Origin of the sequence: Enterococcus sp. AZ188 (assembly GCF_050544075.1) — a bacterium.
GTDB lineage: Bacteria > Bacillota > Bacilli > Lactobacillales > Enterococcaceae > Enterococcus_D > Enterococcus_D entomosocium.
In genome coordinates this window covers 706,427-729,816 of record NZ_CP172943.1, presented here as the reverse complement: position 1 = coordinate 729,816, position 23,390 = coordinate 706,427, and the positions used below count along the sequence as shown (strand labels likewise).

General features: G+C 44.2%; 22 protein-coding genes. 6 read left to right on the top strand and 16 right to left on the bottom strand.

All coding sequences use genetic code 11. The features are described from left to right. Positions 1–161: 161 nt before the first annotated feature. From nrdH to nrdF, 3 genes are all read left to right on the top strand, one after another. A complete protein-coding gene (gene nrdH, locus IGI86_RS03335) occupies positions 162–386 on the top strand; it encodes a glutaredoxin-like protein NrdH (RefSeq protein ID WP_005225182.1) in 225 nt (74 codons plus the stop codon). Between the two features lie 97 nt (positions 387–483). After that, entirely contained in the window at positions 484–2,643 is a 2,160-nt protein-coding gene (nrdE, locus tag IGI86_RS03330) for a class 1b ribonucleoside-diphosphate reductase subunit alpha (protein ID WP_140966253.1), read from the top strand. 97 nt (positions 2,644–2,740) lie between these two features. Further along, a complete protein-coding gene (gene nrdF, locus IGI86_RS03325) occupies positions 2,741–3,706 on the top strand; it encodes a class 1b ribonucleoside-diphosphate reductase subunit beta (RefSeq protein WP_005225180.1) in 966 nt (321 codons plus the stop codon). 59 nt (positions 3,707–3,765) lie between these two features. On the opposite strand, the gene IGI86_RS03320 is transcribed toward nrdF, so the two are convergent. The 6 genes from IGI86_RS03320 to IGI86_RS03295 form a co-directional block, all read right to left on the bottom strand. After that, entirely contained in the window at positions 3,766–4,821 is a 1,056-nt protein-coding gene (locus tag IGI86_RS03320) for an alpha/beta hydrolase (RefSeq protein WP_269924343.1), read from the bottom strand. 90 nt (positions 4,822–4,911) lie between these two features. After that, positions 4,912–5,628, bottom strand: a complete 717-nt coding sequence (locus tag IGI86_RS03315; protein WP_005225178.1) for an MIP/aquaporin family protein — start codon at positions 5,626–5,628, stop codon at positions 4,912–4,914. Continuing rightward, positions 5,621–7,450 (bottom strand): type 1 glycerol-3-phosphate oxidase, encoded by a 1,830-nt coding sequence (gene glpO / locus IGI86_RS03310; RefSeq protein WP_223080497.1) that lies wholly within the window; start codon positions 7,448–7,450, stop codon positions 5,621–5,623. Before glpO ends, IGI86_RS03315 begins: the two co-directional genes overlap by 8 nt. Before the next feature lie 3 nt (positions 7,451–7,453). Then, the gene (gene glpK / locus IGI86_RS03305; RefSeq protein ID WP_086293308.1) at positions 7,454–8,974 is read right to left on the bottom strand and encodes a glycerol kinase GlpK; all 1,521 of its coding nucleotides are present in this window, start codon (positions 8,972–8,974) and stop codon (positions 7,454–7,456) included. Between the two features lie 131 nt (positions 8,975–9,105). After that, positions 9,106–10,548 (bottom strand): helix-turn-helix domain-containing protein, encoded by a 1,443-nt coding sequence (locus IGI86_RS03300; protein ID WP_269924424.1) that lies wholly within the window; start codon positions 10,546–10,548, stop codon positions 9,106–9,108. Next, complete coding sequence (locus IGI86_RS03295) at positions 10,538–11,845, bottom strand: FAD-dependent oxidoreductase (protein WP_430617738.1); 1,308 nt, start codon at positions 11,843–11,845, stop codon at positions 10,538–10,540. Before IGI86_RS03295 ends, IGI86_RS03300 begins: the two co-directional genes overlap by 11 nt. 136 nt (positions 11,846–11,981) lie before the next feature. Between IGI86_RS03295 and IGI86_RS03290 the strand changes: the two genes are divergently transcribed. Beyond that, positions 11,982–12,806: a DUF92 domain-containing protein gene (locus tag IGI86_RS03290; protein ID WP_430617737.1), complete on the top strand. Its 825-nt coding sequence runs from the start codon at positions 11,982–11,984 to the stop codon at positions 12,804–12,806. Positions 12,807–12,867: 61 nt separating this feature from the next. Here the strand turns inward: IGI86_RS03290 and IGI86_RS03285 are convergent, their stop codons facing one another. The 3 genes from IGI86_RS03285 to IGI86_RS03275 form a co-directional block, all read right to left on the bottom strand. Beyond that, positions 12,868–13,578, bottom strand: coding sequence for an MgtC/SapB family protein (locus tag IGI86_RS03285; RefSeq protein ID WP_008377072.1), 711 nt, complete (start codon positions 13,576–13,578; stop codon positions 12,868–12,870). 231 nt (positions 13,579–13,809) lie between these two features. Further along, positions 13,810–14,511, bottom strand: coding sequence for a glucosamine-6-phosphate deaminase (nagB, locus tag IGI86_RS03280; RefSeq protein ID WP_005225171.1), 702 nt, complete (start codon positions 14,509–14,511; stop codon positions 13,810–13,812). Between the two features lie 153 nt (positions 14,512–14,664). Next, on the bottom strand, positions 14,665–15,267 hold the full coding sequence (locus IGI86_RS03275) for a LysM peptidoglycan-binding domain-containing protein (RefSeq protein WP_016611944.1): 603 nt from the start codon (positions 15,265–15,267) through the stop codon (positions 14,665–14,667). A gap of 234 nt (positions 15,268–15,501) precedes the next feature. Between IGI86_RS03275 and IGI86_RS03270 the strand changes: the two genes are divergently transcribed. Further along, positions 15,502–15,891: a DUF1093 domain-containing protein gene (locus tag IGI86_RS03270; protein ID WP_005237494.1), complete on the top strand. Its 390-nt coding sequence runs from the start codon at positions 15,502–15,504 to the stop codon at positions 15,889–15,891. A gap of 319 nt (positions 15,892–16,210) precedes the next feature. Here IGI86_RS03270 and glnA read toward each other — a convergent pair whose 3' ends face one another. The 6 genes from glnA to IGI86_RS03240 all read right to left on the bottom strand — a co-directional run bounded on the left by glnA (position 16,211) and on the right by IGI86_RS03240 (position 21,928). Further along, entirely contained in the window at positions 16,211–17,551 is a 1,341-nt protein-coding gene (glnA, locus tag IGI86_RS03265) for a type I glutamate--ammonia ligase (RefSeq protein WP_005225167.1), read from the bottom strand. Between the two features lie 59 nt (positions 17,552–17,610). Then, positions 17,611–17,991 carry a MerR family transcriptional regulator gene (locus tag IGI86_RS03260; RefSeq protein WP_005225166.1) on the bottom strand — a complete coding sequence of 127 codons (381 nt, stop codon included), beginning with the start codon at positions 17,989–17,991 and terminating at the stop codon, positions 17,611–17,613. A 291-nt stretch (positions 17,992–18,282) separates the two neighbouring features. Further along, positions 18,283–19,527 (bottom strand): GTPase HflX, encoded by a 1,245-nt coding sequence (gene hflX, locus IGI86_RS03255; protein WP_153883510.1) that lies wholly within the window; start codon positions 19,525–19,527, stop codon positions 18,283–18,285. After that, on the bottom strand, positions 19,524–20,441 hold the full coding sequence (miaA, locus tag IGI86_RS03250; RefSeq protein WP_223080501.1) for a tRNA (adenosine(37)-N6)-dimethylallyltransferase MiaA: 918 nt from the start codon (positions 20,439–20,441) through the stop codon (positions 19,524–19,526). Before miaA ends, hflX begins: the two co-directional genes overlap by 4 nt. Next, on the bottom strand, positions 20,438–21,187 hold the full coding sequence (locus IGI86_RS03245; protein ID WP_269924341.1) for a glycerophosphodiester phosphodiesterase: 750 nt from the start codon (positions 21,185–21,187) through the stop codon (positions 20,438–20,440). The genes miaA and IGI86_RS03245 overlap by 4 nt, the downstream gene beginning before the upstream one ends. A 222-nt stretch (positions 21,188–21,409) precedes the next feature. Beyond that, entirely contained in the window at positions 21,410–21,928 is a 519-nt protein-coding gene (locus tag IGI86_RS03240; RefSeq protein WP_005231097.1) for a hypothetical protein, read from the bottom strand. Between the two features lie 175 nt (positions 21,929–22,103). Between IGI86_RS03240 and clpP the strand changes: the two genes are divergently transcribed. Beyond that, on the top strand, positions 22,104–22,694 hold the full coding sequence (gene clpP, locus IGI86_RS03235; protein ID WP_005225161.1) for an ATP-dependent Clp endopeptidase proteolytic subunit ClpP: 591 nt from the start codon (positions 22,104–22,106) through the stop codon (positions 22,692–22,694). 62 nt (positions 22,695–22,756) lie between these two features. On the opposite strand, the gene IGI86_RS03230 is transcribed toward clpP, so the two are convergent. Then, positions 22,757–23,350, bottom strand: a complete 594-nt coding sequence (locus IGI86_RS03230; RefSeq protein WP_005231095.1) for a gamma carbonic anhydrase family protein — start codon at positions 23,348–23,350, stop codon at positions 22,757–22,759. Between the last annotated feature and the right edge of the window lie 40 nt (positions 23,351–23,390).

Sequence of the window (23,390 nt, the reverse complement as noted above, 5' to 3'; positions counted from 1 at the left end):
TCTACGTATTTTCCGCTTTTTTCATTTGCATAAAAAACACAGAAACACTATAAATTGTGTATGTCGAATTCACAAGCACAAGATATAGTGTTTTTTCGTTGACTTTCTCCGAGACTTATTTATACTAGGTTTATAACTATTACAACTCGGAGGAAACAATTATGAATATCAAACTATTTTCTAAAAACAACTGCATGCAATGTAAAATGGCGAAACGCTTTTTAAGTGAAAATCAGATTGCCTTTGAAGAAATCAATATCGATAATGAGCCTGAAGCATTAGAATTTTTGAAAGAACAAGGATTCCAAAGTGTGCCAGTCATTACCTCTGATGCGCAAACGATCATCGGTTTCCGTCCAGATCAACTACGTCAATTAGCGAGCTAAGATTTTTCTCAATGTGATGCTTTTGAGGGATTTGTCAGTCGTCCAGACCGCAAGTCCTTTTTTATACGAACAAAACAAGAAAAGAGGTTAGCCATTTATGAGCTTGAAAGAAATCAAAGATGTCAGTTATTTCAAATTGAATAATGAGATCAACCGTCCAGTAGATGGTCAAATTCCATTAAATAAAGACAAAGAAGCCCTAGCGGCATTCTTTAAAGAAAACGTTGAACCAAACACCTTAACCTTTGCGACTGCAATGGACAAAATCAATTATTTGATTGAAAATGATTATTTAGAAGAAGAATTTATCAAAAAGTACCGTCCTGCTTTTATTGAGGACTTGTATCAATTCTTAGACGAGCAACACTTTACTTTCAAATCATTTATGGCTGCTTACAAGTTTTATTCACAATACGCACTAAAAACCAATGATGGTACCGCGTATCTAGAACGTTACGAAGATCGGGTCGCTTTCAACGCCCTTTACTTTGCGGATGGCAATGAAGAGTTAGCCATGAGCTTGGCAGATGAAATGATCTACCAACGTTACCAACCAGCAACTCCTTCTTTCTTGAATGCAGGACGCAAACGTCGGGGTGAATTGGTTTCTTGTTTCTTGATCCAAATCACTGATGACATGAACGCGATCGGTCGTGGGATCAACTCCGCGCTGCAACTTTCACGGATCGGCGGCGGTGTCGGGATCACATTATCAAACTTGCGGGAAGCCGGCGCTCCTATCAAAGGCTACGAAGGTGCAGCAAGTGGTGTAATGCCTGTAATGAAATTGTTTGAAGATAGCTTCAGCTATTCAAACCAATTGGGTCAACGGCAAGGGGCTGGCGTAGTCTACTTGAACGTCTTCCACCCAGATATCATCAGCTTTTTATCAGCGAAAAAAGAAAATGCGGATGAAAAAATCCGTGTCAAAACCTTATCATTAGGCGTGATCGTACCTGATAAATTCTACGAATTGACGCGTAAAAATGAAGAGATGTATCTCTTTAGTCCGTACAGTGTCGAAAAAGAATATGGCGTACCCTTCTCTTATGTCGATATCACCAAGGAATACGACAACTTAGTTATGAATCCACGGATTCGCAAAACCAAAATCAGAGCCCGTGATTTAGAAAACGAAATTTCTAAATTGCAGCAAGAATCTGGTTATCCTTATATCATCAATATCGATACCGCAAACCGCAGCAACCCAATCGATGGCAAGATCATCATGAGTAATCTTTGTTCCGAGATCCTTCAAGTCCAAGCACCATCTGAAATCAACGGCAAACAAGAATACGAGGTTTTAGGAACAGATATCAGCTGTAACTTAGGTTCCACCAATATCGTGAACTTGATGGACAGCCCTGACTTTGGGAAATCTGTTCGAGCAATGACTCGTGCCTTGACCTTTGTTACTGATGCGTCTGACATTGACGTGGTACCATCGATCCAAAATGGGAATGCCTTGAACCACACGATCGGTTTAGGCGCAATGGGCTTGCATACCTATTTTGCAAAAAATCAAATGGAATACGGTTCACCAGAATCTCTTGAATTTACTGATCTTTATTTCATGTTGTTGAACTATTGGACATTGGTTGAAAGCAATGCCATCGCCAAAGAAAAAGGCGAAGTTTTCCATAACTTTGAAAAATCAGCCTATGCAGATGGCAGCTATTTCACTGACTATATCCAAGGTGACTACCAACCAAAATCGGAAAAAGTCAAAGCATTGTTTGAAGGCGTCTTTTTACCAACTGGTGAAGATTGGGCAGCCTTGGCACAAACCGTCAAAGAAACCGGCTTGTATCACCAAAACCGCTTAGCCGTTGCACCAAATGGTTCGATCTCTTATATTAATGATACGAGTGCCAGCATCCACCCGATCACTCGGATGATCGAAGAACGCCAAGAAAAGAAAATCGGCAAGATCTACTATCCAGCACCATACTTGAGCAATGAGACGATCGGCTACTACAAATCAGCCTACGATATGGATATGCGCAAAGTGATCGATGTTTACGCAACTGCTCAAAAACACGTCGATCAAGGGATGAGTATGACCTTGTTTATGCGTTCAGATATTCCAGAAGGTCTTTACGAATGGAAAGAAACGACAAAACAAACCACCCGTGATTTGAACATCTTGCGTCACTACGCTTTCCACAAAGGCATCAAATCGATCTACTATATACGGACCTTTACAGATGATGCAGAAGAGATCGGCAGCAACCAATGTGAAAGCTGTGTCATCTAATCCAACTTTTGCCTGAAAACGAACCAACCGCCTGCCCCTGCTCTTTCTTGAGAGCGGGTCGGCTGTTGTCTTGATACGATTATTGGAGGAACCGACTATGGGTAAGACTTACTATGAAGCAATCAACTGGAATGAGATTGAAGATATCATCGATAAATCCACTTGGGAAAAATTAACAGAACAATTCTGGTTAGATACGCGGATCCCTTTATCAAATGACCTTGATGATTGGCGGACGCTATCACCATTAGAAAAAACGACAGTGGGCTACGTCTTTGGCGGCTTGACCTTATTAGATACCGTTCAATCAGAAAGCGGTATGGATCAACTGCGTAAAGATGTCCGCACCCCACATGAAGAAGCGGTCTTGAACAACATCCAATTTATGGAATCTGTCCATGCAAAAAGCTATTCATCGATTTTCAGCACCTTGAATACAAAAGCGGAGATTGCCGATATTTTTGAATGGACCAATACCAATCCTTACTTACAAAAGAAAGCCGAACGAATCAATGAGATTTACAAAAATGGGACACCGCTAGAGAAAAAAATCGCCAGTGTGTTTCTAGAGACCTTCTTATTCTATTCAGGTTTCTATACACCCCTTTACTACTTAGGCAATAACAAACTAGCGAACGTAGCGGAGATCATCAAATTGATCATTCGTGACGAATCCGTTCATGGCACGTATATTGGCTACAAATTCCAATTAGGTTTCAACGAATTACCAGAAGACGAACAGCAAAAGCTGAAAGACTGGATGTACGACTTGTTGTATGAGTTGTATGAAAACGAAGAGCGTTATACCGAAGAATTATACGATGAGATCGGCTGGACCGAGGAAGTCAAAACCTTCTTGCGTTACAATGCCAATAAGGCTTTGATGAATCTAGGACAAGACCCGCTTTTCCCAGACACCGCCAACGATGTCAATCCAATCGTCATGAACGGTATTTCAACTGGTACCAGCAATCACGACTTCTTCTCACAAGTTGGGAACGGGTATCTGCTTGGTTCCGTGGAAGCGATGAAAGACGATGACTACTTCATCGGACTTGATTGATTTGCTTACAAATAAACACCTTGTTTCTCGCCAATAGAGGGTGAGAAACAAGGTGTTTTTTAGTGAGCCAGCTGGTCTTTGATAAAGGTCAATGTTTCTGTCAAACAGGCCTGTGCTTGTGGCAAGCTATAATCAAATTGGTATTCGTGGGTCACCGTTTCCGAATCCCCTTTGTAAAAACGACTTGTCACGGGAATATCAAGAGCTTGTAGCTGGTTGGCAAAGGCAATGCCTTGGTCTTCAAAGGAATAGGCGTTGCCATCAGTGATATACGTTGGTGGAAAATCAGCCGTCAATTTATCCACCAGTGAGATCTCCTGCAGTTGGGGACTATCTTGCCATTCTTTTTTGCCTAATAACGACCAAGCCACTGTTTTAACAAAGAATTTCATAAAACGATCATCCGAAGAAGTTCCAACGATCTGCTTCAAATCAAGGGGGCCGCAATAGGAAATAAACCCTTTCAGGGCCGATGCAGGAATGTCTTTATCAAAGGACATTTCCTTCGCATACGCTGGATTGGTTTGCAGCGCCACATATTGCCCGGCAATTTGGGCACCTGCAGAATCTCCACCAAAGAAGAGTTGATCGAAATCAAGCATGGGGTATGCTTGGGCATCTGCTTTGATCGAGTCTACCGCTTGGGCTAACTGTTTGACCTGTCCCGGATAATGCAAACTTGGCGCCCATTCATAATTAATCGAAATCACAGCGGCTTTGGTTTCATCGACGACATAGGTCGCAAACTCTTTGACGCCTTCTTTGTCTCCCCCGACATAGCCGCCCCCATGGACCCAAAAAATGATGGGAACAGGGCCTTGTGCCTCTTTGGGATAATATAGATCAAAGGTACTGCGTTGATAATCCGATTGATACGTCAAGTCCTGTTTGACCGTCACATTCGGCAAACTTTTTTGATAAGCTGCCTCATCCTTGATGGTCACTTCTTGGTTAAACAGATGACCGATCAAAAAAGCCCCCGGTCGTGGGGAGAGTTGAAAAGCCAGAAAAACGGCAGCTAAGAGTCCGATCAGGACAATCGCCACCCACATGAAAAAGCGCAGAATTTTTTTCACGCAAAAGCTCCTTCCTTCGTTCTGTTTCAGCTTTTTCATTTAACCATGTTTTTTTAGCAAATTCAATGACAATCGCTAAAGATTAAAAAAGGATGATACCAATAGGCACCATCCTTAAAATAACATCGTTTATAATGGCAACATCATAAACAAACCAGCTGCGATCGCTGCACCGATCATTGGACCGATGATTGGTACTAACGCATAGCCCCAATCGGAAGTCCCTTTGTTTTTGATTGGTAAGATTTGGTGAGCGATCCGTGGTCCTAAGTCCCGTGCCGGGTTGATGGCATAGCCAGTTGGTCCACCAAGCGACAGTCCGATCGCTAAGATCAAGATCCCAACAACGATGGGATTTAATCCATCCGTAAAGGTATTGGCACCAAAAGCCAATAAGCCAAAGACTAAGACAAAGGTACCAATTACTTCAGTGATCGTATTCGATACTAAATTACGAACTGCAGGCCCTGTTGCAAAGGTACCTAAAATCGCGCCTTGGTCTTTTGTTTCATCCCATAATGGCAAGTAGTTGAGCCAAACGAGGATTGCCCCTACGATCGCACCAGCAATCTGCGCCAGCATAAACGGTACAGCTAAGCTCCAAGAAAAATTCCCTGTCATCGCCATGCCTAATGTAACGGCTGGATTCAAGTGAGCAGGTCCCATGTACCCTGAAACGTAAACGGCAATCGTTACCGCTGTCGCCCAGCCCATCGCGATCACGATCCAGCCAGAGGCTTCCGCTTTACTCTTTTTCAGATTGACAGCCGCACACACACCATCCCCTAACAAAACCAAAATAGCCGTTCCTAGAAATTCACTAAAGATCTGGGTTGTTTCATTCATCTTTTTTTCCTCCTTTTAAGGCTGTTAAATCTGATTCTGCGATCACTTGGTTCAATTCTGCTACATGGGTTGCTTTTTCTTCCTCGTCCCAGCCAAAGAAGTCGGTCATAGCTGCAACGACACCGGCTTTGACTTCATCTAAGGTATCTCGCATAAATAGGATATGGTTGGTCCGACGCAATAGATAATCGACAGGCGTCAGAACCATTTCTTCATGCAAGGAATAGTTCAAGGCAGTGCTTTCTTTTTCATCTAAGCCCTCAAACTTCGTCTTGTAGTTCAACACTTGGGGAAGATTCGACCCATAAAGATGAGCCAAATACGTCGCATCTGCTTCATTGAACCCAGCGGCTTGCGCTTGGTCAGCCAACTTCGCTAATTCTTCCTCTACATTGGCTGCATCAAGCTCCCCACCAGAAACTGGGTACGTGGTTGAATCCACTAACTCGAAGGAAGCACCGCTTTCTTGAAGCAATTCATTGATCCGTTTGACTGCTCCTTCCGCCATCAAACGATAGTCGGTGATTTTTCCGCCTGCCAACGTCAATAGTCCGTCTTTTGAGCGTTCCAAACTGCTGCCGCGAGAAACTTGCGATGGATCCACTTTGCTGGCTTCTACTCGTTCTTGTGCTTGTTTTACGGCTTTTTCTACAACTGGTCGCTGCCGCTCATCTGCAAGATACTCTTTGACGCTTTCAACGATCTGCTCAAAGCTTTCATCCGATAGTTTGCCTTTACCGCCGCCATTGTAATCAGAACCGCCATTATTCGTAATCAATGGACGTAGACCAGCCCAGCTCGCTTCGATATCATCAAGGGTGATTTGTGCATGTGGGAAGCGTTCATTCACGATGGTCAGTAGATAATCGACATCTTCTTGTGTGACCGTCGGATGGGCAAAATCGCCTGTATAGTCCGTATCGGTTGTGCCAAAATAGGTCTTGTTTTCTCTTGGTACCACAAAAACCATCCGACCATCATTTTTCCCAGTATCAAAATAGGTTGGTTGCGGCACTTTTAGTTTTTCCCGATCGACCACTAAATGGACACCTTTCGTCGGACGCATTTGTGGCGGCAGCTCATCATTCTTGTCTAATTGACGAACGATGTCTGACCAAGGGCCTGTCGTGTTGATCACGACTTTGGCGTGAACCTCAAAGCGCTCGTTTGTCAGTTGGTCCTCCACTTCTACCCCATTGATGATGCCTTGCTCATCATGTAAGATGCCGACGACTTTGGCTTTACTGATCATTGCTGCCCCATCGGCTTGTGCACGTTTGATGTTTTCGATCACCAAGCGGGCATCGTTGTTGCGAAAATCAAGATAGACACCGCCACCGACTAAGTTTTCCGCCTGCAGCTGAGGTTCGCGTTCTAAGACCTCTTCTTTCGTCAGCAGATAATTTTCGTATTTACTGCCTGTCACATTCGCTAAGCGATCATAAAGATCCATCGCCACTTTAACAGAAAACAAGGAGAAGGTTGCCCCCGGTTCATCGTAAATCGGTAAAAGCATCGGATCGGGTTTCGGGATATGCGGAGCAATTTGTTGAACGATCGCCCGTTCCCGCACGGTGTCAGCGACCACTTCCACGTCAAAGGTTTTCAAATAGCGAATACCGCCATGAACGAGTTTCGTGGACCGCGAGGACGTCCCTTCGGCAAAATCCTGCATTTCCAAAAGCACCGTCTTCATTCCAGCGGCTGCGGTTTGAACAGCAACCCCTGCGCCGGTAATCCCACCACCGATGATCAACACATCATAGGTGGTCTTTGCCGTTTCTTGAATGGTTTCCTTCCGATCTTTCTGAGAAAAGGTCATGGCTTACTCGCCTTCTTTCTTCGCTTTGAATTTGAAGGTCTGAGTAGCCGCCACCGCTTGTTTCCAACCTTCGTACAAATTGTCTCTTTCTTCTGCTGGCATTTCTGGCGTAAACATTTGCCCTTCTTCTGCCATTGATTTCAATTCATCCAAGTCTTTCCAGAAGCCAACCGCTAGCCCTGCCAAGTAAGCTGCACCTAATGCGGTTGTTTCCAGATTCGCAGCTCGTTGCACGTCAATGTCTAAAATGTCCGCTTGGAACTGCATCAATAAATCGTTTTTGGCTGCCCCGCCATCGACTTTCAGCAATGGGATATCGATACCGGAATCTTTTTTCATCGTATCGATGACGTCTTTTGATTGGTACGCAACAGCTTGCAGTGTTGCCCGAACAAAATCTTCCTTCGTCGTCCCACGAGTCAAGCCAAAGACGGCTCCTCTTGCATCTGAATCCCAATAAGGTGCACCCAATCCAGTAAAGGCAGGCACCACATACACTTCATTATCACCTTTTGCTTTGGCAGCTATTTCTTCTGATTGTGGCGAAGTCTCGATCATGCGTAGACCATCCCGCAGCCATTGGATCGCTGATCCAGCAACGAAGATACTTCCTTCTAAAGCATAATAGACTTTGCCGTTGATACCATACCCGATGGTCGTCAGTAGGTCATTGTCAGACAATTGTGGTTCTTCACCCGTATTCATGACAATAAATGCCCCAGTGCCGTAAGTATTTTTGATCATACCTTTTTCAAAGGCCATTTGTCCAAAGAGGGCGGCTTGTTGGTCTCCAGCCATTCCGGCGATTGGTACTTCACTGCCGTAAAAATGGTAGCTGCGGGTGTGACCATAGACTTCTGAGTTGCTTTTGACTTCTGGTAGCATCGAGCTTGGAATGTTCAAAAGATCCAAAATTTCTTGATCCCATTCTAATTTATGAATGTTGTAAAGCATCGTCCGGCTAGCATTTGAGTAGTCGGTAACATGGACTTGTCCATCTGTCAGCTTCCACACAAGCCATGAATCGATCGTTCCGAAGAGTAGCTCACCATTATCCGCCTTTTCTTGTGCCCCTTCGATATTGTCTAAAAGCCAACGCACCTTGGTCGCTGAGAAATACGCATCAATGACTAACCCAGTTTTTTCATGGATCATCTCTGTATGGCCATCTGCTTTTAATTGGTCAGCGATCGGTGAAGATTGGCGGGATTGCCAAACGATTGCATTCGCGATTGGCTGCCCTGTCGTTTTGTCCCAAACCACTGTCGTTTCACGCTGATTAGTGATCCCGATGCCAGCGATTGCTTCTGGTCGGATACCTGATTCAATAAATGCCCCTGCGATGACTGATTGGACAGAGTTCCAAATTTCGTTGGCGTTGTGTTCTACCCAACCCGATTTTGGAAAGTATTGCGGAAACTCTTTTTGTGAACTGCCGATTTTTTTCCCGTTACGATCAAAAATAATTGCTCTTGAACTAGTGGTTCCTTGGTCGATCGCCATTACATAATTTTTTTCTGCCATTTGATTCGCTCCCTTTAGTTTTTTATACGCTTTTCTTGTTAGCGCTTTCTGACTTGCTTTTATTTTAGCTGAACTTTCGCTATGTGGTTCGTCAATTTTTTTTCAAATTTCTAAGAAATTGACGAAATCCACTATTGAAAGCGTTCGCGGATCATTTTTTTGATCGTTTCCCGATCATAAGCGGTACCTAGTTCACTGATTCGATAAGTCGGTGTTTTCGTCTCGATAGCATAATTTGCCAAGATCAAGTCATATTCTTGTTCCGGGCGATAGCGCTCCACGACTACGCCATTCAAATTTTTGAGATACAGCAGCCACATATAGTAGAGGGCTTCTTTAAACAGTTCATCCATTTTCAAAGCGATCCCGACGCGAAACTCCCGATTGATTTGATAATCGATGATCGTGATCACGCTCAAGTATTTGACCATCGTCATCATCAGTAGACTATTTTTATCGGACGGCTTGATATTTAACTCTGCTAGGGCCTTATCTAATAATTCGTGACTGATTTGCTGGATGTTACGACTAGATAGCTGCGCTTCTAACTGCCAAATATTTTCTCGATCAAAAACCTCCACATCCCCTTTGAAAAAATACACGCGGCTGTGGATCTGCAGCAGGTGCCCATAACAAGTGGCTTCGATTTCACGGGGAACAAACGATGGGCGGTAGAGATGCAAAATATGTTCCAAAATCAAGGTATCCGTCAAGGCAGTTGGCGTAAACCGAGAACGCTGCAACATATACACTTGCAGATCGTGTTCGGATAACACCGAGAACGACAGTAAAAAGACAAAGTGCAGCATCGCCTCCTCTTCTCTGACTTCTAATGCATAATGGCCAAACCCACGAAATACCAACTCACGTAATTGTTGAAACAAAGGGTCTTTCATGTAAGATGCCATTTTCTCCCGTAAAACTTGAAAGGATTGAGTAGCAATTTTCAGTCGCGCTTTCATGATCCTCAGCCATAGGGACAAGCGCTGCTGGGCTTCTTTCGTAAAACGCATGTTCAGGCCGCGAGTGATCAGACCGACATATTTCTCATCGATCGGTAATGGCTGACTGTCAAAAGAATGAACATACCAAAAGAGTTCAAAATAGAAATAACGAATCTGCGTTTCTTCCCCAATCAGCTTTCCTTGCCAGATCTCTAATTCAAATTCTGCTAGCAAGCCATTTAGCTCTTTGATTTTGCGAAACAAGGATGACTCGCTGACCGCTAATTTTTGTGCCAGCTGGACAGTCGTCACTTCTTGATGTTGTAAAAGATGCTCGAGAATTTGAAATTTCAATGCCGAACGATAAAATGCCCATTCAATTTGGTTAAGAGAAAAGGTGGGACTCATTTCAAAAACCAGTGAACCATTTCGGTAATACAATCGACACTGCTCTTGGTAGTGAGCCAGCTCATCTTGCAACTCCTCCACATATTTTTCCAAGGAAGGCTTACTGATACCAAGATAGCTCGCCAGCTCGTGCGTCTCCATTTTTCCGCCCACCAGTAAAAGCTTTTTGAGCAGCTGCAATTGTTTTGCTTCTTTTTTTTCTAATAACTGATCAAGTCTCATCGGCATCACTTCCCGACCATATGAAGGTTTGATCCAACACATTCGTGAACCGTGGATGGAAGAAAAAGTCTTTTTGGGTCAGCTCCTCCATCGTTGCCTGCTGCTCGATCGCAAATGCTAGTAAATTGATTTTTTCCAAAATATTGGCTTTTGATAATAGCTGCGCACCAACGATTCGGCCGCTGGCTTGTTCGATCATCACTTTTCCATGGACCTGCGTCGAATCAAAAAGGGAAACGGTAGTCGTAAAAGTGTGACAAACGATCGGTGATTCATAGAAAAACTGATCCGACTCGGTCAAGCCGGTACTGGCTAAATACCACTCAAACAATTGTGTACCGACTGTCCGCAATCCACCACGAAACGGGGTCGTTTTGTTTGCTAGATTGCGAGCTGCCGCAATCCCTGAGCGAACAGCATTATTGACTAAGGGCATGTAGACCGTGTCTTTCGTAATAGCATTTGGAATTTGGATCAAGTCGCCGACCGCAAAAATATCCGTGGCAGAAGTTTCCAAGTAGGCATCTGTCCAGATAGTTTGATCACTGTGTAATTCAAAGACCGTAAATGCCTCTGGCAAGCGAGGATGAACGTTAACTGTCGTCAATACCAGATCGCTTTCATAACCTTGATCGGCGGTTTCGATCCGAAAGCCTGTTTCCGTTTTAACGACTGCCAAAGTTGGCTCCGACCAATGCAGCTGCAAGTTGGGGATTTTTTCGATCTCCGTTAAAAAGGGCTGCAAAAAATCGCGATCAAAGTATTTGAATAAAGGATACGACATTGATTCGATCACACTGACTTTTTTGCCGATCATCGTTAAGGTATTCGCCGCTTCCATCCCGGCTTGACCAGCACCGACGATGGTAATCGACTCTGCTTGGGGCAATTGCTGTAAGAAATGCTTCGCTGCTTCATATTCTTTGTAGGTCAGTAGTGCTTCTTCTGGTTGCGGCAAAACAGTGGAATCTTGACTGGAACCTGCCGCCAAGACGAGTCGATCATAGCTTAGTTCCCGCTGATCCGTCCGAATCCGATGATCAGAAGGAAAGACTTCTAGAAAGGTTTCTTCTAAGGCTACGTCGATTGTTTCTGCCTCCAGCTGCTCCTTCGTACAAAAGAATGCTTCATCCAGTGAAGCGATCCTGCCTTCGATCAGCAATAACAAACCGCTTGGAACAAACCCAAGATGGGCTTTTTTTTCTATCAATAAAATCTCTGCGTCAGGGTATAATCGGCGTGCTTCACGGGCGCAGCTGACACCACCAAAGGACCCGCCTACGATAATGATTTTCATTGGATCACCTCTCTCCCTTAGCTTAAATGAAACGCTCTCATTTGACGAGTAAAAAGCTATCTTCCTTACTATTATTTTGTTAACTGCGGTAAAATAAATGAGACCTATGCTACACTATACGCAAAGGAGTGTTCAAATGGTTTTCTTTTATCAATTCATGCTAGGATTGTTTGCCAGCATATTCGTTGCAGCGGCAGCATTCGTCTTTCAGTGGCTGACTATTTCTGGCGCACTGGCTGCGATTCTTTGCGGCACACTGGTCATTGGCTTTGGTCCGTGGTACAGCATCTTTTTGATTGGATTTTTCTTTGCCAGCTCTGGCATCATTGGTCTTTTAAAGAAAATGCGCCGTCAGCCAGAGTTAGCTGTGCTTGCCAAAGGTGCTCGCCGTGATGCAAAACAAGTCTTTGCGAACATCGCACCAAGCATCTTTGCTCTACTGCTTGCCTTTTGGACGAAAGAACCGCTATTCCTTTGGGGATTTGTGGCGGGAATCGCTAGCTGTACGGCTGACACTTGGGGCTCAGAAATCGGCGTGCTGAGTCCAAGTGCACCGCGTCACTTACTAACGGGAAAAAAATTACCACCGGGACTTTCCGGCGGTGTCAGTTGGTTGGGAACTGCCGCTTCCCTAGCAGGGAGTCTCGCCATCACTGGTTTATTCGCAACAGCCTTATGGTTGAACGGCAAGCCGTTCTCCTTTGATCTCTGGTTGACCTTGACTGTCTTAGGCTTTTGCGGTAGTCTCTTGGACAGCTTACTGGGCGCAACGATTCAGGTGCGCTATCAATGCCCTGTCTGTCACCAATACACCGAAAAAAAAGTCCACCACGACGTTGCCACCAAGCAAGTCGGCGGTCTTTCCTTTGTAACGAATGAAGGGGTCAATTTGCTGACTTCAATCGTGATCGTTATTTTGACTGTGTGTTTCTTTTACTTAAAAATGTCTAACGCATCATAAAAAAAGCAGCAAGGCATCTCACTAACGTGAGGTGTCTTGCTGCTTTTTGATTCAATATCCGTTAAGCAATATCCACCAAGCGGATCTTCGTGACATTTTTGTAGACAGACAATTCTTCGATCACTTCAGAAAAGCCTAGTCCTCGCGGAAGATCAATCGTATAAATATTGGTATAAATGCGATAGTCTTCCATGAATTTGACATCAAAATTGACATCTTCGATCACGATATTTTTCTCTTGGAAGTACTCCGTCAAAAACTCTTTGGTCTCGGTGCGGTGGATGTATTGGATTTCTAATTTCTTTGCTGTTGGTACGCGGACGATCCGCTTAACGATCGTCAATGCAAAGAAGATCCCGATAAAACTGCTTAATGCGATGGTGTAAAAGCCCATCCCGATGGCAATTCCTAAACCGGCGATCGCCCATAAAGAAGCAGCCGTCGTCAACCCCGTCACCGAGCGCTTCGTCACAATGATCGTTCCGGCACCTAGAAAACCGACCCCGCTGACGACTTGCGCAATCAATCGTGCTTCGTCCGAACGAATCACGCCTGCTAAATCTGGATGATCCAGCGCATCTCGCATGGCACCTGTGGCGATCTCCACTTGGATCAAAGCAATGACACAAGCCCCCATGCAAACCAAGATATGGGTTCTAAGACCAGCTGGTCGGCTTTTGTACTGCCGCTCGTACCCAATCGCGCCACCCATGACCATCGCCAACAGCAACCTCAGTGCTACTTCAGGAATGGATAAATGCATATCAACCATTTGCATCCCTCTTTTCTTCGTATTCTCTCTTTTAACTATAGCATCTCTGATGGAAAAAAGGAAAAAACATCGCTAGAGCGGCCAAATAAAAAAAGCCTCCTCAGAAATAAGCAAGATAGATCCGAACCATCGCTCGCAGCTGCGCTGGCATTACTGCACAAGCGCAGGGGGAAGCTGCAAGGATGGCGCGTTTTTCCTTCTGACTTATTTCTGAAAAGGGCTGATTTTGTTTTACAGGTTGCTGGCAGCAGCCTCATCGATGATCACGATCACGTCATCATGCTTTTGTAAAACTGAAGCTGGTAATTCGTTGGTTACGGGTCCTTCGATCATTTTTTGGATTGCATCCGCTTTGACTTCGCCAAATGCCATCAAAATGATTTTTTTGCTTTGCATGATTGAACCGATCCCCATGGAAATCGCCGTCGTTGGGACGTCTTCGACTTTATCAAAGTAGCGTTTGTTGGCATTGATAGTCGATTCAGTCAAATCAACGACTGAGGTCGTTCCTTCAAAGGATGCACCAGGTTCGTTGAAGCCGATATGTCCGTTTTGACCGATACCCAAGATTTGGATATCAACTGGGTGATCCGCAATCACGCTATCGTAGCGTTGGCATTCTGCTTCTAAGTCTTCCGCTTTACCGTTTGGTACGAAGGTTTCTTTGAATGGTTTTTTATTGAATAAATGAGCATTCATGAAGTAGCGATAGCTTTGTTCGTCTTCGCCGCCTAGTCCTACGTATTCATCTAAGTTGACTGAAGTCATTTCTGAAAAATCAACTTCACTGGCAGTCATTTCTGCATAAAGGGTCTCTGGCGTGCTTCCTGTTGCTAAACCTAGCACCTTGGCGCCATTTGCCATACCTTCTTGTATCAATTCAAAAGCTTTCTTTCCGCCTTGAGCAGCATCTTTAACGCGAATAATTTCCATGATCAGCGCTCCGTTTCTATTTGGTATAGTCCAATAATACCACAGGTTGTGTTTGATTACAATAATTAGTCTAGACCAGATGACGATTTTTTCTCGCCAATCAAAAAAAGACGAGCTCTAAAATGCGCTCGTCTCTACTCGTATTCTACTTGCTTACCAATTCGTATAAACATCAATACCGCTATGACCAACACCTGTGTCATAGACTTTATAGGCACCTAAGGATGATTGACCGGTCGAACCTTTCGGTTGATTGTCACTGGCAACAACGATGTACCCATCGGCATCACGGATGGTTCCGTCTGATGCTACATGGCGACCAGGGATGTTCAATCCGCCTCCAGGCAAGACTTTTTGTGAGTAGTACGATTCTCTCACACCATTGAAGTAGTTGATACCGTCCACTGGATTCAAGACACCAGAACCAGCACCAGGAATGCTTGAACGGGTTTGACTCACGTTAGCAGTCGCTGTAGATTCACTTTTTTCTGTGCTTTCTTTCGTACTTGTTTCTTTGTTTTCTACTGATTGGCCATCGTTAGAAACCAACAATGTTTCGCCATCAAAAATCATATTGGGATTTTCGATCGAATCATTCAAAGCTAAAAGATCTTCGACCGTTGTTTGATAAGTAGCAGCGATCCCAGATAGGGTGTCTCCTGGTTCGACAACATGGGTTTGTTCTGCTGCTGAAACAACTGTTCCTCCAACGAATAAACCAAATCCTGCAACAACTGTAAATGCAAATTTTTTCAAATGAAAAAACCTCTCTTTTGATTATTTGTCCCGCTATCGGGCACAAGTAAGAGAATAACATTACAATATTGCAGGAAGGTTTCAGAAATATTTTTCATTATCACAATTGTTAAACAGAAAGTTACAAGCTTTTTGTTGATAATCAGTAAACTTACAATATTGTTATCCATTTCGATGAATGATTTTGGCTCCATCATGCTATAGTAAACCCAGTAATTGAAAGGATCGATGCACATGAAAAAACTACTTTTGACGCTTGGCGTTTTGATTTTAGCAGTAGGTGGCTACTTTGGCTACACGTACTACACAACAACTTATCAAGGGATAACGGCTTATGCCATCACGCCCAACAAAGTCCCAGAAAAGACCCAAACGTACAGCGATTCCGGTGAAAAAATCGATGGCTCCTTTACGTATAAGTACACGTTTGAGTTTGTTAAGAAAAACGGCGAGAAAGAACTCATGACCTATGATCTTTCTGGTGAAAATGTGAAGCCATTCGCGCCAAATACCTTAGTCAAAGCAGAGATCAGTAAAACCCGTGTCATCTCGGGTCCCAACGAAGTCCCTCAATCAGAAGTCCCCGCAAAAATACTGTCTGAGCTGGAAACCTTTGACGAATAAGGACTTCTTACAAGAAACTTTCTACTTTTTAAGGTTCATTTTACTTTGACCGGCTATGCTAACGTCATACCAAAACTATTTTTCTTCCTCTTACCAGTCCTCGCCCGACTGGTATTTTTTATTTTTTCTCAATGGTCAGGCAAGATTTACGCTTCTTATAGACAGAACCGCTCTAGCTTCGCAAGGTTTTTTCTGCTCAAGCTTTGATCAAGTAGCTATTGACTATCGGAAATAAATAAACCGAGAATCATTAGGATAAAAGCTGAGTTCATCATAAAAAAACCGCTAGATTGTTTATCTCTAGCGGCTTTCTTCGATTTTAATAGAGTTCCAAGTATTGTTCTCTTTCCCACTCGGAGACTGTTTGGCGGAAGGCTGCCCATTCTAATCGTTTTGCTTCGACAAAGTTGGCATAGATGTGTTTGCCTAAAGCATCGATCATCACTTGGTCTTTACGCAATGCTTTGATGGCATTGTGGATCGTTGACGGCAGATCTTCGATTTGTGCTTCTGCGCGTTCTGTTTCGTTCATGATGTAGATGTTGCGGTCGACAGCTGGTGGTGGTGTCAACTCACGTCTAACGCCATCAAGTCCTGCTTGTAATAAAACAGCCATTGCTAAGTATGGGTTAGCGGATGGGTCAACCGAACGCAATTCCAAACGCGTTGACAAGCCTCTTGATTCTGGTACCCGAATCAATGGTGAACGGTTGCGTCCTGACCATGCCACGTATACAGGCGCTTCGTAACCTGGCACTAAGCGTTTGTAAGAGTTGACCGTTGGGTTGCAGACAGCCGTGTAAGCACGGGCGTGTTCGATCAAACCGCCTAAGAAGTGATACGCTGTTTGGCTTAATTGCATTGGTCCTTCTTCATCAAAGAAGACATTTTCATCACCTTTGAACAAGGACATATTGCAGTGCATGCCTGAACCATTGATGCCGAATAATGGTTTTGGCATAAAGGTCGCATGCAAGCCGTGTTTACGAGCAATGGTTTTCACGACAAGCTTGAAGGTTTGGATGTTGTCACATGCTTCCACTGCATCCGCATATTTAAAGTCGATCTCGTGTTGCCCTGGTGCCACCTCATGGTGAGACGCTTCAACTTCAAAGCCAAGGCTTTCTAATTCTAATACGATATCGCGACGGCAGTTTTCCCCTAGATCGGTTGGGGCAAAATCGAAGTAGCCGCCTTTGTCGTTTAATTCCGTTGTGATTTCGCCTGCTTCATCTAATTTGAATAGGAAAAATTCTGGTTCTGGTCCAAGATTGAAAGAAGTAAAGCCAAGGGATTGCATGTCCGCTAATGCCCGTTTTAAATTGCCGCGAGGGTCGCCTGCAAATGGGGTGCCATCTGGATTGTAGATATCACAGATCAAACGAGCCACTTTGCCATGTTCACTTTCCCAAGGGAAGATCATCCAGGTGGACAAATCAGGATACAGATACATGTCACTTTCTTCAATACGGACAAATCCTTCAATAGAAGAACCGTCAAACATCATTTTGTTTTCCAGTACTTTATCTAATTGACTTACAGGTACTTCAACGTTCTTGTTCGTTCCTAAAATATCAGTAAACATCAAGCGTAAAAAGCGCACGTTCTCATCCTTTACGATTTGTTTGATGTCTTCGGCAGTTCTTTCAAATTTTGGCATAGTATCCCTTCCTTTTTCCCAATTCTTATTTTATATCACAGCAATGATCTACTAATGCTCTACATTCGTGGACCTTTTTGCTGGTATGGCTGTTGTTGATTCAATCCACCTTGAGCCAAGAGTTCATCATAAAAAATTCGACGTACATCTTCATCGGTCAGCGGCGGTTTGTTCTTCGCTTCTTTTTCTTTGGCAACTTTCATTTCATAAACTCGTTTGATTCCCGCCATGTTCAGTCCATCGGAAAGATAGTCTTTGATCTCTAGCAAGGTATCAATATCATTCAGCGAATACATTCGTCGATTGCCATCGCTGCGTTCCGGGTGGATCAATTCTTGTTCTTCGTAATAACGAATTTGACGGGCGGTGAGATCGGTCAATTTCATGACTGTTCCGATAGGAAAGACTGACATTGAGCGCCGCAATTCTTTTTCCCGCATAACTTGGCTCCCCTCCGTTTCAATGATGCTGCGTAACTTTATGGAAACTATACCAATTCTTTTTTTGCGTGTCAACCCCTCATGTTAGAAAAAGTGACATGAATGCAAATTTTTTTGATTTTTTCATTGGACCCTTGATTTGATCGCATGTTCAAGCAGTCCTTTTTCTGGAAGAAATGGTGCCTTAGCCAAAAATGTTCGGGTTTTGCACTTGAAGGAAGTCAAACCACTTATACTTCCATAATTTTGTCACCACAAAAAAAACGGTGCATCAGCTGCACCGTTTTCTGTTTATTCCTGTTCTTGCACCATTCTGCGTAGTGGATAGGTATCCTCCAGCGCAAATCCTTTGATATGATAGGTCTGTGTTGCTTCATCGAAGGCATTACTCAACACTAGCGACTCCCGTTTTAAACGATTCAGCGCATTGCCTTCATCGGCTTGCAGCACCAGATGATAAGGCTGCATGATCTGCATCAATTCCATTTTGATTGCTTGAGTCAAGCGCTCTTTGCCTTTGGTACTCTTTGCCGAGATCAAGACATTGGGAAATAACGTTGGGACAAACTGATCGGCGTCGATGCGATCCGCCTTATTGTAGACCGTCAACATCGGTAATTGGGTCAAAGAAAGTTCCTCCATTAATTTTAAGACCGTCTCCTCTTGCTGGACCCGTTCTTCGGAACTGGCATCGACGACATGCAGCAAGAAGTCCATGTTTTGACTTTCCTCCAGTGTGGAATGAAACGCATCGATCAATTGAGTCGGCAATTCTTGGATAAAACCAACCGTATCGGTAATGGTGACTTCGAATCCTTCTGGCATCCGCCAGCGTTTCGTCAAAGGATCGAGTGTCGCAAACAACTGGTCTTGCTCATAGGTATCTGCACTGGTCAAAATGTTTAAAATAGTTGATTTTCCAGCATTGGTATAACCAATCAAGCCCATTTGAAAGACTTGGCTGTCTTTGCGCTTTTGACGTGTCCGGTCTCGATGGGCTGCCACTTCCTTCAATTCCCGTTTGATGATGGTGATGCGGTTGCGGATGTGTCGACGATCGGTCTCCAGCTTGGTTTCCCCTGGCCCTCTCGTTCCGATTCCGCCCCCTAGCCGAGACATGTTCTTTCCTTGCCCTATCAAGCGTGGAAGCAAATAATCCAGCTGCGCCAATTCTACTTGCAGCTTTCCTTCTTTGGAACGGGCACGCATCGCAAATATATCGAGGATCAGCTGGACGCGATCAATCACTGGCACTTCTAGCGCATCACCAATCAACTGGCTTTGCCTTGGTGTCAGTTCATGATTGAAGATCACTAGATCTGCTTCATGTGCTTCTGCCAACTGCTGCAATTCCGCAACTTTCCCCTTGCCAATCACGGTTTGTCGATCGACTTGCTGCCGTTTTTGCACCAGTGAAAAAACAACTTCGCCATTGGCGGTTTTTGTTAAGCTTTTCAATTCTTTCATTGACGAATCAAAATGAAGATAGTTTTTCTCCGTTTCTACTCCGACAAGAATCACACGTTCTTGGCTCATCTTTTCTCCTCCAACCATTGGTCGATTTCTGTTTCAAGGGTACGTTGTTCTTCAGGTTGTCTCACTAAATCAATCCATCGGGGCTGTGCTCGGTTATTGAACCACGTCAGCTGCCGCTTGGCGTAGCGGCGTGAGTTTTGCTTGATTTGCTCAATGGTTTCATCCAATGTGGCCTGCCCGTGAAAATAGGGCAAAAATTCCTTGTAGCCGATCCCTTTGGCGGCTTGCGTTTCTGGATACTGCAAAACAGCTTTTGCTTCTTCGATCAAGCCTTGATCCATCATTAAGTCCACTCGCTGATTGATTCGCTGGTATAACAATTCTCGCTCAGTGGTTAAACCAATCATGAAGAAATCGTACAAAACTTGCGGTGTTTCTTTTGGTGCAGCAATACTTTCGCCAGTCATTTCAAAAACCTCCAACGCACGAATCACTTTCCGCTCATTGTTGTAGTGGATCTTCGATGCTGCCAAGGGATCGACCGCCTGCAACTTTTGCCATAGAGCTTCTTTGCCGATGGCTGCTGCTTCTTGTTCATAGCACTGACGAATCGTTGGGTCGCCTTCTTCTGCTCCTAAACGAAAGTCATACAAAAGCGCTTGGATGTATAGCCCTGTCCCCCCCACAACGATCGGCAACTTTCCTTGTTGCTGGATCGTCTCAATGGCTTCACGTCCCATTTGCTGGAAATCAGCGGCAGAATACGTTTCCGTCATTGCACGAATATCGATCAAATGATGAGGAATCCCTGCCATTTCTTCCTTGGTCACTTTGGCGGTACCGATATCTAATTGTCGATAAATTTGCATGGAATCCCCGCTGATAATCTCCCCATGGTATTTTTGAGCTAATTGGATACTCAAGGCGGTTTTACCGACTGCGGTCGGTCCCACGATCACTAAGACTTTTTTCATCCTTTTGTTTCCTCGCGGACCTGCTGCACAATTGCCCGAGCGTTTTCTGGAAAATCGGTGATGATCCCGGTCAACCCCAAAGCCAAGCAGGTGCGAATCGCCGCTTCTTCATTGACAGTCCACGGACGGATCGCGATCGGAAAATCAGTCAAGACCGTCGCTGTCTCTTGGATCCAGCGATAGGCCGGATGAATCCCTTCGATATACGGTCGGCTGAGCGCCAACGGTGGTTTGTCTTCCCCGCGTCCCATAATAAAATCAAGGATCGCATCCGGTTCGATCGCATGCATGCGATCCAAAGTCTCGATATTGAAGGAACAATACCAATGAGTAAAGGGCCATTCTTGGCTATTCAATAAGTCGGATACTTTGGCTTCGATTCCTTCATACTCATAATGATCGGTTTTTAATTCGATCGTCAAAATGCCACGATAATTCTTCGCTGCAAGTAAATCCAACACTTCTTTTAGCGTGGGGACTTTGGCGGCTTGGAATTCCTCAGAAAACCAGCTGCCGGCATTGAGTTCTTTTAGTTCAGCAACCGTCAGGTCACAGATCCGACCTTTGCCGTTGGTCGTTCGATCAACCGTTTCATCATGCATGACGATCAAGCCGCCATCTTTTGATAGATGTACATCTAACTCAATGATATCAGCTTTGACCCGCACCGCTTCCGCAAATGCCGGTAGCGTGTTTTCAGGTCGGTTGCCGCTACTCCCGCGGTGGGCAACGATTTGTACCATCATTCTTTCACTCCATTCTCATTCTTTATTTTACCATGGAATCTGCTAGAACCAAAAAGCCTCTGTTTGTTTTGATCCTTTTAAGGGGGACAGCGCTTTGTTTCGGTCAAAGAAAAACACTCTTACTATGATCGCAGTAAGAGTGTGTGTGATCAGTTGAAAAAGTGCAATCGTCGATACTCTGGTTTGGTTACCTTAACCAAGGCGACCGACTGACCAGTAGAATCAAATCGTTTTTGAAAAATAGGTCAACGGTTCGCTCGTCATGTTTTTCATTTGGGTTTTACGCTCATTGACCATTTCGACTAATTGATCAAGGAAATTTTCCATAATGATCCGACCGCCTTTATAGGTATACCCACCGATTTTAACAGTTTCCTCTGGGGATAAAATCACCCGACGTGTTCCGATTTTTTTGAAAAATTCTTCCAAGAAAAAATTCGGTAGATAAAAACTGTTTTGCGCCGCAAAAGATTGTAGATAGGCAAAATCATCGATGGTGATATAACAGTCGTCAAAGGCATCAAAGCTGACATACTCATCCATCAGCATGACCCGTTTTTGTAGAATCTCACTGATTTTTTGATTCAATAAAACCAGCGTTTCGATTTCTTTGACTTTATGCTCCAACAAACGGCGTTGTTTTTCTTTTTGTTCCTCATACCGAATGCGTAAATTAAAAATGATGGTTACTAACAATGCGCCCACTAAGACGCCGATCAAACCTGCTATTGCTACTGCCATTCTTCGATCCTTCCTCATTCCTTTTTTCATATTGTATCATATTTGAAAGTTTCGCAAAAAAGATAACGAACTTTTTATTTGACCTTTCTTGACCTAATCGGTATACTATCTCTTAGATATTGCGAAAACTTTATGCTAAACTATATCTATAACGATTTTTAGGAGGACTATCACTATGAATTTAATTCCTACAGTCATTGAACAATCATCTCGCGGTGAAAGAGCGTATGACATCTATTCTCGTCTATTAAAAGACCGGATCATTATGTTGAGTGGTCAAGTAACCGATGACTTAGCAAACTCGATCATTGCTCAGCTTTTATTCTTGGACGCGCAAGATTCTGAAAAAGACATCTATTTGTACATCAACTCGCCGGGCGGAAGCGTTACTGCTGGTCTAGCGATCTTTGATACCATGAACTTTATCAAAGCCGATGTCCAAACCATCGTTATGGGGATGGCTGCTTCTATGGGTTCATTCTTATTGACCGCTGGTGAAAAAGGCAAACGCTTTGCGTTACCAAATGCCGAAATCATGATTCACCAACCATTAGGTGGCGCACAAGGTCAAGCAACTGAGATTGAAATTGCTGCCCGCCACATTTTGGCAACCCGCGAACGTCTGAACAAAATCTTGTCAGAACGTACTGGTCAACCAATCGAAGTGATTGAACGCGACACCGATCGCGACAACTTCATGACCGCACAAGAAGCCAAAGATTACGGCTTGATCGACGAGATCATGGAATCAAACAAATTGAAATAAGCTTGCATAAAAAAAGGTGTACGAAGCAATTCGTACACCTTTTTGCGTCTTTGGATTCGGCGTCAGACTTCACCATATTCGCCCTGTTGGTAAGCATACCCATTTTCCACGTAATGCGTGATGTTTGCCTGATTTTTGGCGATTTCTTCTTCTGTCAACGGGCGGATCACTCGTGCAGGACGACCAAACGCCAACACATTGGGCGGAATGACGGTTCCTTCCGTTACTAACGAACCAGCACCTAACAAACTATTTTCGCCGATCACTGCATGATTCAAAACAATCGAGCTCATGCCGATCAAAGCCCCTTTTTTGATGGTACAGCCATGAAGCATACACTGATGCCCAACAGTCACATCGTCTTCCACGATCGTCGGGGCATCGTGATCAACGTGGATGATCGTTCCATCTTGAATATTGGTACGCGCGCCGATTTCGATGCGATTGGCATCGCCTCGAATCACTGCTTGAAACCAGACCGTACTCTCTTTTCCTAGAGTCACGTTTCCTACGATCGTCGCATTTTTTGCCACAAAACAAGGCGTTCCTTGCAACGAGGCGGGCGAAACTGTTTTGTGGGTTTCATTCCCTGATTGTTCTTTGTCCATCAACTTCTCCTTCCAATCCATAAACGGATCTGCGCTTTCTTTTTTCACTATAGCACCACCCTTGCGACAATGCAAAAAGAGCGCCAGT

Coding starts and splice junctions, on each gene's coding strand:
- IGI86_RS03260 (WP_005225166.1), bottom strand. CDS start 17,991: ATGCGGGAAAAAGAATTGCGGCGCTCAATGTCAGTCTTTCCTATCGGA.
- miaA (WP_223080501.1), bottom strand. CDS start 20,441: ATGAAAAAAGTCTTAGTGATCGTGGGACCGACCGCAGTCGGTAAAACC.
- nrdF (WP_005225180.1), top strand. CDS start 2,741: ATGGGTAAGACTTACTATGAAGCAATCAACTGGAATGAGATTGAAGAT.
- glnA (WP_005225167.1), bottom strand. CDS start 17,551: ATGCCAAAATTTGAAAGAACTGCCGAAGACATCAAACAAATCGTAAAG.
- IGI86_RS03270 (WP_005237494.1), top strand. CDS start 15,502: ATGAAAAAACTACTTTTGACGCTTGGCGTTTTGATTTTAGCAGTAGGT.
- nrdE (WP_140966253.1), top strand. CDS start 484: ATGAGCTTGAAAGAAATCAAAGATGTCAGTTATTTCAAATTGAATAAT.
- hflX (WP_153883510.1), bottom strand. CDS start 19,527: ATGAGCCAAGAACGTGTGATTCTTGTCGGAGTAGAAACGGAGAAAAAC.
- clpP (WP_005225161.1), top strand. CDS start 22,104: ATGAATTTAATTCCTACAGTCATTGAACAATCATCTCGCGGTGAAAGA.
- IGI86_RS03290 (WP_430617737.1), top strand. CDS start 11,982: ATGGTTTTCTTTTATCAATTCATGCTAGGATTGTTTGCCAGCATATTC.
- IGI86_RS03315 (WP_005225178.1), bottom strand. CDS start 5,628: ATGAATGAAACAACCCAGATCTTTAGTGAATTTCTAGGAACGGCTATT.
- IGI86_RS03245 (WP_269924341.1), bottom strand. CDS start 21,187: ATGATGGTACAAATCGTTGCCCACCGCGGGAGTAGCGGCAACCGACCT.
- nrdH (WP_005225182.1), top strand. CDS start 162: ATGAATATCAAACTATTTTCTAAAAACAACTGCATGCAATGTAAAATG.
- nagB (WP_005225171.1), bottom strand. CDS start 14,511: ATGGAAATTATTCGCGTTAAAGATGCTGCTCAAGGCGGAAAGAAAGCT.
- glpK (WP_086293308.1), bottom strand. CDS start 8,974: ATGGCAGAAAAAAATTATGTAATGGCGATCGACCAAGGAACCACTAGT.
- IGI86_RS03240 (WP_005231097.1), bottom strand. CDS start 21,928: ATGGCAGTAGCAATAGCAGGTTTGATCGGCGTCTTAGTGGGCGCATTG.
- IGI86_RS03320 (WP_269924343.1), bottom strand. CDS start 4,821: ATGAAAAAGCTGAAACAGAACGAAGGAAGGAGCTTTTGCGTGAAAAAA.
- IGI86_RS03295 (WP_430617738.1), bottom strand. CDS start 11,845: ATGAAAATCATTATCGTAGGCGGGTCCTTTGGTGGTGTCAGCTGCGCC.
- IGI86_RS03285 (WP_008377072.1), bottom strand. CDS start 13,578: ATGGTTGATATGCATTTATCCATTCCTGAAGTAGCACTGAGGTTGCTG.
- glpO (WP_223080497.1), bottom strand. CDS start 7,450: ATGACCTTTTCTCAGAAAGATCGGAAGGAAACCATTCAAGAAACGGCA.
- IGI86_RS03300 (WP_269924424.1), bottom strand. CDS start 10,548: ATGAGACTTGATCAGTTATTAGAAAAAAAAGAAGCAAAACAATTGCAG.